The sequence below is a fragment of the Streptomyces sp. NPDC058240 genome, assembly GCF_042882135.1.
Classification (GTDB): Bacteria; Actinomycetota; Actinomycetes; order Streptomycetales; family Streptomycetaceae; genus Streptomyces.
The window spans coordinates 117,460-131,851 of record NZ_JBHVWT010000018.1; the positions used below are offsets into that span (position 1 = coordinate 117,460).

At 68.8% G+C, this 14,392-nt stretch carries 13 protein-coding genes and 1 pseudogene; 7 read left to right on the forward strand and 7 right to left on the reverse strand.

Annotated elements, in window-relative coordinates:
• Positions 1–30 precede the first annotated feature (30 nt).
• Together ACFVX4_RS25770 and miaA are read right to left on the reverse strand one after the other, a co-directional pair.
• A complete protein-coding gene (locus tag ACFVX4_RS25770; protein WP_266431329.1) occupies positions 31–468 on the reverse strand; it encodes a hypothetical protein in 438 nt (145 codons plus the stop codon).
• A gap of 107 nt (positions 469–575) precedes the next feature.
• Positions 576–1,514, reverse strand: coding sequence for a tRNA (adenosine(37)-N6)-dimethylallyltransferase MiaA (miaA, locus tag ACFVX4_RS25775; RefSeq protein WP_389981245.1), 939 nt, complete (start codon positions 1,512–1,514; stop codon positions 576–578).
• 212 nt (positions 1,515–1,726) lie between these two features.
• On the opposite strand from miaA, the gene ACFVX4_RS25780 reads away from it, so the two are divergent.
• Positions 1,727–2,005 (forward strand): antitoxin, encoded by a 279-nt coding sequence (locus ACFVX4_RS25780; RefSeq protein WP_389981247.1) that lies wholly within the window; start codon positions 1,727–1,729, stop codon positions 2,003–2,005.
• Positions 2,006–2,089: 84 nt separating this feature from the next.
• On the opposite strand, the gene ACFVX4_RS25785 is transcribed toward ACFVX4_RS25780, so the two are convergent.
• The 3 genes from ACFVX4_RS25785 to zwf form a co-directional block, all read right to left on the reverse strand.
• Positions 2,090–2,803, reverse strand: a complete 714-nt coding sequence (locus ACFVX4_RS25785) for a class III extradiol dioxygenase subunit B-like domain-containing protein (RefSeq protein WP_389981249.1) — start codon at positions 2,801–2,803, stop codon at positions 2,090–2,092.
• A 60-nt stretch (positions 2,804–2,863) separates the two neighbouring features.
• Positions 2,864–4,393 carry a tRNA (N6-isopentenyl adenosine(37)-C2)-methylthiotransferase MiaB gene (miaB, locus tag ACFVX4_RS25790; RefSeq protein WP_389981251.1) on the reverse strand — a complete coding sequence of 510 codons (1,530 nt, stop codon included), beginning with the start codon at positions 4,391–4,393 and terminating at the stop codon, positions 2,864–2,866.
• Between the two features lie 202 nt (positions 4,394–4,595).
• A complete protein-coding gene (zwf, locus tag ACFVX4_RS25795; RefSeq protein ID WP_389981255.1) occupies positions 4,596–6,020 on the reverse strand; it encodes a glucose-6-phosphate dehydrogenase in 1,425 nt (474 codons plus the stop codon).
• A gap of 559 nt (positions 6,021–6,579) precedes the next feature.
• Here zwf and ACFVX4_RS25800 point away from each other — a divergent pair.
• Positions 6,580–7,578, forward strand: a complete 999-nt coding sequence (locus ACFVX4_RS25800; protein WP_389981257.1) for a TAXI family TRAP transporter solute-binding subunit — start codon at positions 6,580–6,582, stop codon at positions 7,576–7,578.
• A 45-nt stretch (positions 7,579–7,623) separates the two neighbouring features.
• Here ACFVX4_RS25800 and ACFVX4_RS25805 read toward each other — a convergent pair whose 3' ends face one another.
• Entirely contained in the window at positions 7,624–9,018 is a 1,395-nt protein-coding gene (locus ACFVX4_RS25805; RefSeq protein WP_389981259.1) for an ATP-binding protein, read from the reverse strand.
• 15 nt (positions 9,019–9,033) lie between these two features.
• Complete coding sequence (locus tag ACFVX4_RS25810; RefSeq protein ID WP_389981261.1) at positions 9,034–9,726, reverse strand: response regulator transcription factor; 693 nt, start codon at positions 9,724–9,726, stop codon at positions 9,034–9,036.
• Positions 9,727–10,105: 379 nt separating this feature from the next.
• Here ACFVX4_RS25810 and ACFVX4_RS25815 point away from each other — a divergent pair, with 379 nt between their 5' ends.
• The 5 genes and pseudogenes from ACFVX4_RS25815 (at position 10,106) to ACFVX4_RS25835 (ending at position 14,240) form a co-directional block, all read left to right on the forward strand.
• On the forward strand, positions 10,106–10,891 hold the full coding sequence (locus ACFVX4_RS25815; protein WP_389981264.1) for an amino acid ABC transporter ATP-binding protein: 786 nt from the start codon (positions 10,106–10,108) through the stop codon (positions 10,889–10,891).
• 32 nt (positions 10,892–10,923) lie between these two features.
• On the forward strand, positions 10,924–11,847 hold the full coding sequence (locus ACFVX4_RS25820) for a glutamate ABC transporter substrate-binding protein (RefSeq protein WP_389981266.1): 924 nt from the start codon (positions 10,924–10,926) through the stop codon (positions 11,845–11,847).
• A gap of 109 nt (positions 11,848–11,956) precedes the next feature.
• Positions 11,957–12,604 (forward strand): amino acid ABC transporter permease, encoded by a 648-nt coding sequence (locus ACFVX4_RS25825; RefSeq protein ID WP_189546771.1) that lies wholly within the window; start codon positions 11,957–11,959, stop codon positions 12,602–12,604.
• Positions 12,601–13,479, forward strand: a complete 879-nt coding sequence (locus tag ACFVX4_RS25830; RefSeq protein ID WP_389981269.1) for an amino acid ABC transporter permease — start codon at positions 12,601–12,603, stop codon at positions 13,477–13,479. The genes ACFVX4_RS25825 and ACFVX4_RS25830 overlap by 4 nt, the downstream gene beginning before the upstream one ends.
• Before the next feature lie 78 nt (positions 13,480–13,557).
• A pseudogene (locus ACFVX4_RS25835) lies at positions 13,558–14,240 on the forward strand (transposase family protein).
• Positions 14,241–14,392 lie beyond the last annotated feature (152 nt).

Below are 14,392 nucleotides of genomic sequence, written 5' to 3' on the forward strand. Positions count from 1 at the left end.
AGGACCTGCGGAAAGGGCCCGCTCCGGCCGTCAGCGGAGCCGTGCCACGCGCCAGACGGCCAGGGCGACCAGTGCGCCGCCGACGACGACGTACAGGGCGATCACCCGCCAGTCGGACCGCTCGCCCGAACCCCGCTGCGGCAGTCCGGGCCAGGTGTATCCCACCCGGCGGGCGGCCATCATGCCCCAGCCGGCCGCGCAGCAGCTGATCAGCAGGCCCAGCATGGCCACGACGGCGCCGCCGTCGCCGAACTCGAAGGCCAGCGGGAAGGCGAACATCAACGATCCCACCGCGGCGAGCATGACGATCGGTGCCAGCTGCCAGATCCGCAGCCTGCGCGCGGGCCGCAGCTCGACCTCGACCTCGGGGGTCGCTTCGAGCTCGTCCGGCCCGTCGGGGCTCAGACTGCCTGTCCCGTGCAGCGCGTCCGGTGCGTCTTGTTCAGTGTCGCGAGGGCCGGCCTCCATCGCCACGCGCCCTCCCAACTCGGACTCCACTGGTCGATCGATGCTCGATGATGGCACGCTCCAGGTCGCCGGAATGACGGGCAGGGCTTCCCGATGCCATCACGTGATCAGGCTGTAACCGCTCGTTCGACCAACGCCAGCGCCTGGCGCGGGAGTTCCCCGCGGTGCTCCGCGGCGCCGCTCAGCCAGTGGACCCGCGGGTCGCGGCGGAACCACGAGTCCTGACGGCGTGCGAATCGCTTGGTGGCGCGAACGGTCTCGGCCCGTGCCTCGTCCTCGGTGCATTCCTGGGCCAGCGCGGCAAGCACCTGCTGGTAGCCGAGCGCCCGGGACGCGGTGCGGCCCTCCCGCAGACCCTGCGCCTCCAGGGCGCGCACCTCGTCGACGAGTCCGGCCGCCCACATCCGGTCGACCCTCAGGGCGATGCGTTCGTCGAGCTCGGGGCGGGCCACGTCGACACCGATCTGGACGGTGTCGTACACCGCATCGTTACCCGGGAGGTTGGCGGTGAAGGGCTTGCCGGTGATCTCGATGACTTCGAGGGCCCTGACGATCCGGCGGCCGTTGCTCGGCAGGATGGCCCGGCCCGCTTCGGGGTCGGCGGCGGCGAGCCGGGCGTGCAGCGCTCCGGAGCCGCGCTCGACCAGTTCCTCCTCCAGCCTGGCCCGTACGTCCGGGTCCGTGCCGGGAAACTCCAGGGCGTCGATGGCGCCCTTCACATAGAGCCCGGAGCCGCCGACCAGGACGGGGGTGCGACCGGCGGCGAGCAGCCGGTCGATCTCGGCTCGGGCCAGCCGCTGGTACTCGGCGACGCTGGCGGCCTCGGTGACGTCCCAGATGTCCAGCAGGTGGTGCGGGACGGAACCGCGTTCGGCGAGCGTCAGCTTCGCGGTGCCGATGTCCATTCCCCGGTAGAGCTGCATGGAGTCGGCGTTGACCACTTCGCCGTCGAGCTGCTGAGCAAGGAATACCCCCAGATCGGACTTTCCGGCTGCAGTGGGACCGACAACGGTGATGACCCGCGGTGCGGGAGCTGAACTTCTCACTGCCACAGTCTCGCAAACCTCCGCCGGTCTTCCCGAACGAGTGAGCCTGCCCCGCCCCCTCGGGAAGACGCCGAGTGCCGCGCCGCGCCGACCGCGGGGCCCCGGACAGCGCGGATCTTCTCGCGCGCCAGTAGAATTCCAACTAAATATGGGCGTTTTTTCACAGTTTGAAGAAGTGCCCGACCGTAGTCCCCCAGCAGGGAAGGTGCCCGATGGGCTTCCTGGACAATTTGAAGGCCAAGCTGAGCCCCGCCAAGGACAAGGTCGGCGAACTCGCGCATCAGCACGGGGACAAGATCGACCAAGGGCTCGACAAGGCCGCACGGACGGTCGACCAAAAGACCAAGGGCAAGTACAGCGACAAGATCGAGTCCGGCACGAGGAAGGCCAAGGACGCGGTCGAGCGCCTGTCCCACAAGGACCATGGTGGTACGCCCAAGAACGAGGGTGAAACACCCAAGAACGAGGGTGGTACGCCGCCCGCCTCCTGACCATGAACTGATCAAGTCCGACGGGCGGCCGTGGAGCGACGACGCTGCACGGCCGTCACCCGTAGGTCTCCGGGCGGCAGGGGCTCAGGACCAAGTGGCGACCAGGTAGCCCACGCCGTACGGAGCGTCCTCGTACAGCAGCCGCCCGGCCAGGCCCGCCCCTTGCGCCGCGCCCGCGAGCACCTGCCAGGGCGCCCGGCCCGCCGCCTTCAGTTCGTACGCCAGTGACGCGTCCAGTGCGATCAGCGCACCGGTGTCCGCCGTGCCCAGCGCACGGGCGGCCGCCGCGTCGAACGCCTCGGCACGGTCGTCCAGATAGCCCGGGGCCTTGAGCGTGCGGCAGGCGCTGCCGTCGCCCATCACGAGCAGCGCGACCCGGTCCGCCCCGACGGCCAGGTCCCGTCCGGCGCTCGTACAGCGGTCGGTTTCGAGCGGCTCTCCCACGCCCAGCCCCTCGACCGGTGCACCGGCCCATTCCGCGCGGGCCAGCAGCCAGGCGCCGACGGAGAGGGACGGCGGAAGCGAGTCGTCCACCACCGGTCCGCGGTCGCGCCCGAGCCGTACGCCGAGGTCGACGCCGAAGCCCTTGAAGGTGCCGGTGGCCCCCTCGGGGTGCGGGCCACGCCCCGGCAGGTCCGCGGGTCCGACCACGATCAGCAGATCGGGGCGCGCGGCGGCGAGCACACCGAGGGCCTCGGCGCAGGCGTCCCGCACGGCGTCGAGCTCGGGCGCGGCACCGGCGGCGACCTCCGGTACCAGCAGGGGTGGGCAGGGGCAGACAGCGGCGGCGACAAGCATGGTGGGCAGCGTACTGCTTGGACCCGGCACGCCCGTCGGCCGCCGTCGGGCTCCCCGGTGTCAGTCGCAGCCGCAGCCGGGGGCCGCCGCGGCCGGCAGCGGCGCCGGGGCTCCGATGCCCGGCAGTCCCAGCATCACCCCGGCCGGCTTGGCCGCCTCGGCGGCGGTGCGCTTCTCCCAGGCGTCCCCGGCCCGGGTCCGCCGCACGGCCACCGGTGCGCCCTCGGCGAGGAGGTGGTGCGGGGCCGCGTAGGTGATCTCGACGGTCACCACGTCGCCCGGTCGCACGTCCTGGTCCGGCTTGGTGAAGTGGACCAGGCGGTTGTCGGAGGCGCGGCCGGAGAGGCGGTGGGTGGCGCCGTCCTTGCGGCCCTCTCCCTCCGCGACCATGATCTCCAGCGTCCGGCCGACCTGCTTCTTGTTCTCCTCCCAGGAGATCTCCTCCTGAAGGACCGACAGACGCATGTACCGCTCCTGGACGACCTCCTTGGGGATCTGCCCCTCCATCTCGGCGGCGGGGGTCCCGGGGCGCTTGGAGTACTGGAAGGTGAAGGCGTTGGCGAAGCGCGCCTCGCGGACCGCGTGCATGGTCTGCTCGAAGTCCTCCTCGGTCTCGCCGGGGAAGCCCACGATGATGTCGGTGGAGATCGCGGCGTCCGGCATCGCGGCGCGCACCTTCTCGATGATTCCGAGGAAACGCTCCTGCCGGTACGAGCGCCGCATCGCCTTGAGGATCGTGTCGGAGCCCGACTGCATCGGCATGTGGAGCTGGGGCATCACATTGGGCGTCTCGGCCATCGCCGCGATCACGTCGTCCGTGAAGTCGCGGGGGTGCGGCGAGGTGAAACGGACCCGCTCCAGCCCTTCGATCTTCCCGCAGGCGCGCAGCAGCTTGGAGAAGGCCTCGCGGTCGCCGATGTCGGAGCCGTACGCGTTCACGTTCTGGCCGAGCAGGGTGATCTCCGAGACGCCCTCGGCGACCAGGGCCTCGATCTCGGCGAGGATGTCGCCGGTGCGGCGGTCCTTCTCCTTGCCGCGCAGCGCCGGGACGATACAGAAGGTGCAGGTGTTGTTGCAGCCGACGGAGATCGAGACCCAAGCCGCGTAGGCGGACTCGCGCCGGGTGGGGAGCGTGGAGGGGAAGGCCTCCAGGGATTCGGCGATCTCGATCTGCGCCTCCTCCTGGATACGGGCGCGCTCCAGCAGCACGGGCAGCTTGCCGATGTTGTGCGTACCGAAGACGACGTCCACCCAGGGGGCCCGCTCGACGATGGTGTCGCGGTCCTTCTGCGCCAGGCAGCCGCCGACGGCGATCTGCATGCCGGGCCGCTTGGTCTTCATCGGGGCGAGCCGGCCGAGGTTGCCGTAGAGCTTGTTGTCGGCGTTCTCCCGCACCGCGCAGGTATTGAAGACGACGACGTCGGCGTCGCCGTCGGAACCCTCGTCCGCACGGATGTAACCCGCGCCCTCCAGCAGCCCCGACAGCCGCTCGGAGTCGTGGACGTTCATCTGGCACCCATAGGTGCGGACTTCGTAGGTCTTGGGTCCCTCGACGCTCACTGCGGGGCTCCGGTCGCTGCTGCTGGTCATGCCCTCAAGGGTATGTGGTCCGCGAGACGGCCCCGCTGCCTCGGGCCCGGAACGCCGACGGCGCCCGTGCCGGGGCGGCGGAGGGTCTCCTCTTCGGCCTTCGTCTTCGGCCTTCGCCGGGACGCCAGGAGTGCCTGCCTCCTTCGGCCGGTCCCTCTTCGGCCGCTCCCTCTCCGGTCGGTTCCCTCTCCGTCGGCTCCCGTCAGTCGGTCCCGAAGAGACGCCGTCCCGGCTGGTGCCAGTGCTTCAGGCCGGGGAGCCCGTCGCCCGCCTCCGGGCCCCAGCTACCCGGCGCGTACGGGAGGGGTTGCCCGGCGGGATCCAGCACGGGCTGGACGATCCGCCAGCACTCCAGGATCGCGGGGAAGAAGGCGAAGTACTCGGGGTCGCCCTCGACGGCTCCGCGGAGGATGTTCTCGTACGGGAGCTCCTGCCGCCCCAGTGCCTGCGCGAAGTCGACGCCGACGGGGACGGTCACCGGCTCCTCGCCCTTCCCGGGCTTGCGCAGCATCAGGTCGGCCCTGATTCCGGTGTCGCCGGCGATGCGGAAGCGGATGAGGTTGGACGTCGTCTCCGTCGTGTCCCCGCCGAAGAGTTCCAGCGGCGGCTTGCGCAGTTCGACCACGACCTCCGTGGCGGTCACGGCCAGCGCCTTGCCGCTGCGGAGGTAGAAGGGCACCCCTGCCCAGCGCCAGTTGTCGATGAACAGACGGGTCGCGAAGTACGTCTCGGTGGTGGACTCCGGTGCGACGCCTTCGACGTCCAGGTAGCCCCGGTACTGGCCGCGCACGGTGTCGGCGGGGTCGATCGTGCGGGTCGCGTGCAGCACCCGCCACTTCTCCAGCCCCTGGGCGCGGGCATTGGTGACGCTCGGCGGGTCCATCGCCAGGAAGGCGAGGACCTGGAGCATGTGGTTCTGGACCACGTCGCGCAGGCAGCCCACCCCGTCGTAGAAGGATCCCCGGTCGGCGACGTCGAAGTCCTCGACGAGGGAGATCTGGACGTTGTCCACGTAGGAGCGGTGCCAGATCGGTGCCAGCAGGGTGTTGGCGAAGCGGGAGACCATCAGGCCCTCCACCGCGTCGGAGCCCAGGAAGTGATCGACCCTGAGCAGGTGGCGCTCGTCGAAGTAGGCGCCCAGCGCGTCCTGCAGTTCCCGCGCCGAGTCGAGATCGTGCCCGAACGGCTTCTCCACCACCAGCCGGGCGTCACGGTTCAGGCCCGCCTCGCCCAGGCCCGCCGCGACGGCGGTGAACAGCGACGGGGGGATCGCCAGATAGTGGGTCACGAACCCGAACCCGGCCACGGCCTCGCGCAGTCTGTCGAAAGTGGAGCTGTCGGCGAAGTCACCGGTGACGATGGACAGGCGCGCCGCGAGCCGGCCGAAGACCACCTCGTCGATGTCGGTGCAGGCGGCTGCGACCGCCTCCCGTGCGTGCCTGCGGAGCGCGTCGTCGTCCCAGTCGGTGGCGGCCACACCGATGACGGGGACGGTGAGTCTGCCGTTCTCGGTGAGGCGGTACAGCGCGGGAAGCAGCATTTTCTTGGCCAGGTCGCCGGAGATGCCGAAAAGCACCAGGGCGTCGGAGTGTTCGAGGTCGGTGGAGGTGAGGAGCGTGTCGCTCATCGCGAGCGTCCTTTCAGGGGTGAGGCTCCGCGGGTCGGGGGAAGCGTGGTGCCGGACCGGCGCCGGTCCGGGGTCTCAGACGGCCTTGACGGGCTGCCGAGGTCAGGCGACCAGGATGATCAGCAGCTGGTTCGGCGTGAGCAGGCGTCCATGGATCCTCGTCGGTGAGATCTCGACGACACCCGTGTCGAAGCCGAACAGGAAACCGCCCGGTGCGGTCGCGGCCGCCCGGAGTGATCTTGCGGACCCCCTTCGGCGAAACCTCGGTCGGAGGCTCCTCGGTGCCCGGCTCCCTGGAGAAACCCTGAACCATGTCATGTCCCCGTCTCTCAGCACCCCCTCGTCTCTCACCCCCCTTCGCCCATCCTCGGCACCCGGCAGGAGACCGGGGCACTTGGACGGGCAGTCGGGTGAACCCCGCACTACCGGGCGTGACGGGATCGCGCGGAGCAGATGGGACCGGGCTTCCGGAGGCGGAAGACGGGACGGGACCGGGCCCGGGGCGGGGCCGTGAGACCGGCCCTGGTCATCGCCGGAGCGGACTGGCAGGATCGCCGCCATGCTCCAGGCACTCTCCCGTATCGGCAGGCGACGCGTTCTTCAGGCGTGCGCCGCCGTCGCCGTCGTGCTCGGGCTGCTGCTGTGGTGGCTGCTGCCGCTCGGGCAGCCGGCACCGACGGGCACGCTGACCTTCAGCACCGGTGTGCGCAGCGGGGTCTACCAGCGCTACGGCGAGCGCCTCAAGGGGGACCTGGCCAGGGATCTGCCCGCGGTGTCGATACGGCTGCAGACCAGCGAGGGCTCACAGCAGAACATCGCACGGGTGGCGACCGGGAAGGCCGACTTCACCATCGCCACCACCGATGCCCTCGCCACCTATCTGCACAGCGGCAAGCCGGGCGCCGACCGGCTGCGGGGCTGTGTGCGGCTGTACGACGACTACATCCAGCTGGTCGTGCCCCGCGACTCGGAGGTGCGGAAGGTCTCGGATCTGCTCGGCAAGCGCGTCGGGGTGGGGCAGCGCGGTTCGGGGGTACGGCTGGTCGCCGACCGGCTGATGACCGCCGCGGGGCTCGATCCCGAGAACGACGTGACACCGGTTTCCGCCGGTATCGACACCATGCCGAAGCAGTTGGAGGACGACCGGCTCGATGCCTTCTTCTGGTCCGGCGGACTGCCCACGTCCGCCGTGCAGGAATTGTCGGACCGGTTCGCGATCCGGCTGGTGCCGCTGGAGGCCCCGCTGGTCAAGGAGCTCCAGGCGGTGGGCGGGTCCGCCCGCTACTACCGTTCGGCCATGATGCCCGCCGACGCCTACCGCAACGCGCAGCAGGATCAGGCGGTGCCGACGGTCGCGGTCGCCAATGTGCTGGTGACCACGGACCGTTCGGATCCGGCGCTGACGGAGGCGTTCACCCGGACCGTGATCGACAGCCGGGACCGGATCGGGCGCGAGGTGCACGCGGCCCAGCTGGTGGACCTTCGTACGGCGATCTACACCGATCCGCTGCCGCTGCACGAAGGGGCCAGCCGCTACTACCGCTCGGTCAAGCCCTGATCCCGTACCGGCCCCGGCCCCTCTTCCCCGCCTCTCCTGTTCCGCTCAGCCCTGCGGGCCGTTGCGCGGCACCGAGACCGTCACCCGCAGCCCGTGCGGCTCATGGGCCGCGTAGCTCAGGGAGCCGCCGCCGGCCGCCAGGAGCGCCTGCGAGATGGAGAGCCCGAGGCCGGAGCCCTGGATGTTCTGATGCTGGGTGCTGCGCCAGAAACGGTCGCCGATGCGTTCCATCTCCTGTGCGGTGAGGCCCGGCCCGCGGTCGGCGACGACGACCGTGACGTCGTCGCGGCCGGAAGCGACCGTGACGACGACCTCTTCCCCGGCGGGGGTGAACTTCAGGGCGTTGTCGATGATCGCGTCGAGGGCGCTCGACAGTGCGATGGGGTCCGCCCAGGCGGTCACGGCGGACGAGCCGTCCACCCTGAGCCGTACCCCCTTCTCCTCGGCGAGCGGCCGCCAGGACGCGACCCGCTCCGCGGTGAGCGCGCCGATGTCCGTGAGTCGCAGATCGGCCGCGGCGTGCTCGGCCAGCGCCAGGTCGAGCAGGTCGTCGAGGACCTGCCCGAGGCGCTTGCCCTCCGTGCGCACGGAGGCGATCTCCTCGTTGCCCTCGGGGAGTTCGAGCGCGAGGAGCTCGATCCGCAGCAGCAGCGCGGCGAGGGGGTTGCGCAGCTGGTGCGAGGCGTCGGCGACGAAGGCGCGCTGCTGCTCCAGCACGTCCTCGACGTTGTCGGCCATCTCATTGAACGACCGGGCCAGGCGCCTCAGTTCCGGCGGTCCACCGGAGGCCGCGACCCGGGACCGCATCCGTCCGCTGGCGATGTCGTGGGTGGCCGCGTCCAGGGTGCGTACGGGCAGCAGCACCCAGCCGGTGAGGCGGATCGCGGCGCCGACCGCCACCAGCATCGCGACCGCTTCGCCGGCCGCGATCAGCAACCAGCCGCGCAGCGTGCGCGAGCGCATCCCCTCGGTGGGCGAGTCGAGCACCACGACGGCGACCACATCGCCGTCCCGTACGACGGGCGAGGCGACGACGACCCGGCCGTCCTGCCACGGCCAGACCTGCGGCGGATCGTGGCTGCGCCGACCCAGCAGGGCTTCCTTGAACGCCTCGCGCCCCTCCCCCTCGATCGGGAGCTGCCAGGCGGCGGGGGCCTTCGCCATGGCGCTGTCGTCGCGGTAGAAGACACCGGCGCGGATGCCGTACACCGATGCGTAGGTGCCGAGTTCGCTCCGCAGGGTGCGCCGCCGCTCGTCGTAGCCGGCTGCCCGCTCGGTGATGAACTGCGCCAGTGCGGCGAAGCGTGCCGTGTCGTCGATGCGGTCGATGACGACGCGTTGCTGCTGGGCCGCCGCCACGCTGACGGCCAGCGGGAAGCCGAGGGCGAGCAGCACGCCGGCCATGAGAACGATGAGCAGGGGAAGCAGCCTGGTACGCACCTGGGACGTACGCCTCTACGCGGACGGGGCGACGAGGCGGTAGCCGACCCCGCGCACCGTCTCGATCAGTGCGGGCAGCCGCAGCTTGGAACGCAGGGACGCGACATGCACTTCGAGCGTGCGCCCCGTGCCCTCCCAGCTCGTACGCCACACCTCGCTGATGATCTGCTCCCGGCGGAACACCACTCCGGGACGCTGGGCGAGCAGCGCGAGCAGGTCGAACTCCTTGCGGGTGAGCTGGACTTCGGACCCGTCGACGCTGACCCGGCGGGTCGGCAGCTCGATGTGCACGTGTCCGAGACGCAGCGCCGCGACGGGCGTGGGCACGGTGTCCTCGCCCGACACGTTGCGCCGGCTGACGGCGTGGATACGGGCGAGGAGTTCGCCCGTGTCGTACGGCTTGACCACGTAGTCGTCGGCGCCGAGATTGAGGCCGTGGATCCGCGACCGGACGTCTGCGCGCGCGGTCACCATGATCACCGGGGTGGAGGTGCGCTTGCGGATCTTCCCGCACACCTCGTAGCCGTCCTGGTCGGGCAGGCCGAGGTCGAGGAGCACGACACCGAACGGCTCCGTGTCCGCGGGCAGCAACGCCTGCAAGGCCTCCTCGCCGCTGCGCGCGTGCACGACCCGGAAGCCGTGCCGGGCCAGGATCGCGGAGAGGGCGGCCGCGACATGGTTGTCGTCCTCGACGAGCAGCAGTCTCATGGCCTCCCTTTCCGGATTTCCGATGGCTCAGATGGTGCGGTGCCGGTACGTGTCGATCTCGATGTCGATGTCGATGTCGACAGGTGTCGGTGCGGCCTCTCGTACGTTCTTCGTCACTTGCCCGTTCCGAGGCGTTTCACGTCATGCCGTACGAGGGCATCCACTCCGATGAGAGGCAGGTCAGTCAAGGCCCGCCCGCCGCATCCGGCCATCTGTTATCCACCCGGTACGCCACGTGCGTCACACCCCGCACCCCGTTCACACGGAGTGTCCGGTTGCCGCCGGATCGTTATCCTCAATTTCCGCTCAGATGTAATGACGCTGGTAGCACCGCGTCACTAGGGTCCTTCCCAACCGAGGAGGACGGAGCAAGAAGCCGATGAGCGGAGTTTCAGTGACCAAGGGCGCCGAGGACGCCGCGCCTGCGGCGAACGACCTTGTCGTACTGAGCAACGTCAACAAGCACTTCGGCGCGCTGCATGTGCTCCAGGACATCGACCTGACCATCGCCCGTGGCGAGGTCGTGGTCGTCATCGGGCCCTCCGGGTCCGGGAAGTCCACGCTGTGCCGCACGATCAACCGCTTGGAGACGATCGACTCGGGTGCCATCTCGATCGACGGCAAGCCGCTGCCCGAAGAGGGCAGGGAGCTGGCCAGGCTGCGTGCCGACGTCGGCATGGTCTTCCAGTCGTTCAATCTCTTCGCGCACAAGACGGTGCTCGAGAACGTGATGCTGGGCCAGATCAAGGTCCGCAGGACGGACAAGAAGTCCGCCGAGGACAAGGCCCGTTCGCTGCTCGACCGGGTGGGTGTGGCGACGCAGGCCGACAAGTACCCCGCCCAGCTCTCCGGCGGTCAGCAGCAACGCGTGGCCATCGCACGGGCGTTGGCGATGGACCCGAAGGTGATCCTCTTCGACGAGCCGACATCGGCACTCGACCCGGAGATGATCAACGAGGTGCTGGAGGTCATGCAGCAGCTCGCCCGGGACGGCATGACGATGGTCGTCGTCACCCATGAGATGGGCTTCGCGCGCTCGGCCGCGAACCGGGTCGTCTTCATGGCCGACGGAAAGATCGTCGAAGAGGCCACGCCCGACCAGTTCTTCAGCAACCCGCGCAGTGACCGGGCCAAGGACTTCCTGTCGAAGATCCTTCACCACTGACGACAACGACCTACGGCATAAGGAATGTTCACATGAATCTCCGCAAGTCGGCCGCCGTCGCGGCCATCGCCGTGCTCGCCCTGACAGCGACCGCCTGTGGTGGCAAGGAGGGCTCGGCCGGCGACAAGCCGTCCGGCACCAAGCCCGGCGCCTCGGGCGCCCCCGAGCTGCCGAAATACACCGTCGCGACGGGTGTCGACCTGAACTCGCCGACCTTCAAGGCAGCGAAGAAGCGCGGCAAGCTGATCATCGGCGCCAAGGCCGACCAGCCCTACCTCGGATTCGAGGACCAGTCGACAAAGGAACGCTCCGGATTCGACATCGAGATCGCCACGATGATTGCCGCCGATCTGGGCTTCTCGAAGGACCAGATCGAGTGGAAGACCGTGGATTCTGGCATCCGGGAGACCGCGATCTCCAAGGGTCAGGTCGACTACTTCGTCGGCACCTACACCATCAACGACGAGCGCAAGAAGCAGGTCGGCTTCGCCGGCCCGTACTACAAGGCAGGTGCCGACCTGCTCGTGCGCAAGGACGACACGTCCATCACCGGCAAGGACGCCGTGAAGGGCAAGAAGGTCTGCTCCATCGTCGGCTCCACGCCGCTCCAAGAGATCAAGAAGCCCGAGTACGGCGCGGATGTCGTCGAGCTGGCCAAGTACTCCGACTGTGTACAGCAGTTGCTGACCAAGCAGGTCGACGCGGTCACCACCGACGACTCGATCCTGAAGGGTTACGCGGCGCAGAACAACGGCAAGCTCCGCGTCGTCGGCAAGCCATTCACGGAGGAGCCCTACGGCGTGGGTCTCAACAAGGACGACAAGGTGCTGCGCAACGCCATCGACGACTCGCTGGAGAAGCACGTCCAGGACGGCACGTACCAGAAGATCTACGAGGCGACCCTGGGTCTGTCCGGCTCGAAGTACACCGCCCCGCCGGCTGTCGAGCGTTACTGACGAAGCCAGTTGATTGAAGTGTCCCGCGCGCGTCTCCGCCTCCTGGAACGCGTACGGGGCACCCCTTCTCCCATGCCCTGATGCCGCTGCCTGCCGACGCGGAGACCTCATGAATGTACTGCTCGACAATTTTCCAGAGTTTCGCGACGGCTTCATAGGAACCGTGTCGATCACCGCCGTCAGCTCGGTCATCGCACTGGTCCTCGGCGTACTCGTCGCCGGACTCAGGGTCTCGCCGGTGCCACCGCTGCGGATCTTCGGCACCGCTTGGGTGACACTGCTGCGCAACACCCCCCTGACCCTCCTCTTCCTGGTCTCCTTCTTCGTCGTACCGGAGATCTTCTTCCCGGGCATGAGCCCGTTCCTACTCGGCTCGCTGGCACTCGGCTTCTACACCTCGTCGTTCGTGTGCGAAGCAGTCCGCTCAGGCATCAACACCGTTCCGCTGGGGCAGGCCGAGGCTGCCCGCTCCATCGGCATGACGTTCTCCCAGACGCTGAGGATCGTGGTCCTGCCGCAGGCCACGCGGACTGTCATTCCGCCACTGAGCAGTATTTTCATCGCTCTCACCAAGAACTCGGCGATCGCTGGCGCATTCAGTGTCACGGAGCTGTTCGGCTGGCAGAAGCTCATGAGTGACCGCGGTTACGCCATCGCTCCTGTCTTCATCTGGGTGGCCCTCGGCTATCTGGTCGTCACCTTTGCCATCAGTGGTCTGTTCTGGCTGGTCGAACGTCGTATGGAGGTCGCCCGATGAGTGCCAGCGTTCTCTACGACACACCGGGCCCGAAGGCCACCGTACGCAACCGGCTCTACGCCGTCGTCGGGTCCCTGGCCATCCTGGCCCTGCTCGTCCTCAGCTTCGTGCGGCTGTCCGACAAGGGGCATCTGGCCCCCGAGATGTGGGACATCTTCAACTACGCCGGCATCCGGCAGAACATCGCCGACGCCGTGCTCGCCACTCTGAAGGCCTTCGGCCTGGCTGCGATCGGCTCGCTGATCCTCGGTGTGATCCTCGCGGTGGGCCGCCTCTCGGACCACAAGCCGGTCCGCTGGCTGGCCACCGCGTTCATCGAGCTGTTCCGCTCGATCCCGCTGCTGATCACCATCTACGCGATCTGGGTCGGCTTCCTCACCGACTACTCGATGTGGGCGCTGGCGCTCGGCCTGTCGGTCTACAACGGCTGCGTCCAGGCCGAGGTGTTGCGCGCAGGCATCAACTCCGTGCCCAAGGGACAGAGCGAAGCGGCATACGCCCTGGGTATGGGCAAGACCCAGGTGATGGTCAGCGTGCTGATCCCGCAGGCGGTGCGAGCCATGCTGCCCACGGTCATCAGCCAGCTCGTGGTCACTCTCAAGGACACCTCTCTGGGCTTCATCATCCTGTACCCGGAGCTGCTTCAGACCGCCCGTCTGATCGCCTCCAACACCCAGGTGAACGGGCAGTACCCGTATGTCTCGACAATCGCAGTCGTCGGCACCATCTACATCACCATGTGTCTCCTGCTGTCGGCACTCGCCACTTGGATCGAGAAGCGCGGAAGGCGGACTAGGAAGAGCTCTGGCCCCGAGGACGGGCCGGTGACCATCGGTGCGCCGCCGCGCCTGAGCGACAATGGAAATACCGTCTGACAGGAGAGTCGGCGGCGGGAATCGCACCCGCCGCCGCTCGCAGAACCGTGCGGGAGCCTCTCGGCTCACACGGCTCCCATTGCCCAGCCGTCAGGCTTGAGGCCGAACCGCCAGCGGGCGAACATGTTGGGATACCGGCGGGCCGCGCCCGCCAGTAGTTCTCTCTTGGCCCACCTGCGCCCGCCTGCGGCAGGTTGCCGCGTCGGAATCGCGACGGTCTACCGATACATACGCGAGGCCGTCGATCTCCTGGCCACTCTGGAGCAGTCCCGACCGTGCTGAAGATAGCGCACGTGATCCACGACGGCACCGCGCTGCCGATCAACCGCATCGCCGCCGCCCGCCCGTGCTACTCGGGAAGAAGAAGCGCCACGGGATGAACGTGCAGGTACTCGCGGATCCAGCCGGCCGCCTGATCTGGGCCTCGGATGCGCTACCCGGAGCTGTACACGACCTGACCGCGGCCCGGGCCCGCGGCATTCCCACCGCCCTGACCGCCGGCAACATCAAGTGCTGGGCGCAAAAAGGCACCAAGGTGCGGGAGCGGTCGTCCGCGTCCCGTTCCGGGGCAAGAACCTGCGCGGTTGGCGCCGCCGTCACAACCGGGACCACGCAAAGATCCGCAGCCTCCGCGAACGCGCCATGGCCACCCTCAAATCTGGCGGCTCCTGCGGAAGCTCCGCTGCAGCACGACCCGGATCACCACCGTCGTCCGTGCCGTCGTCGCCCTCGAACTCAACACCGTTGTGTTAGAGCCTTGAGCGGCTACTGAGGCCGTACTCGAAGAATCCGATGTCGGTGTGGACGGTGCAGTTCTGGGCTGGGTCTGTCAAACGAGCGGTGTAACTCAGGTTGTTGGAGTTACTGGCGTGCTGCGGAGAGCCGGCCGTCGAAGGTGATGTCGAAGGCGTTG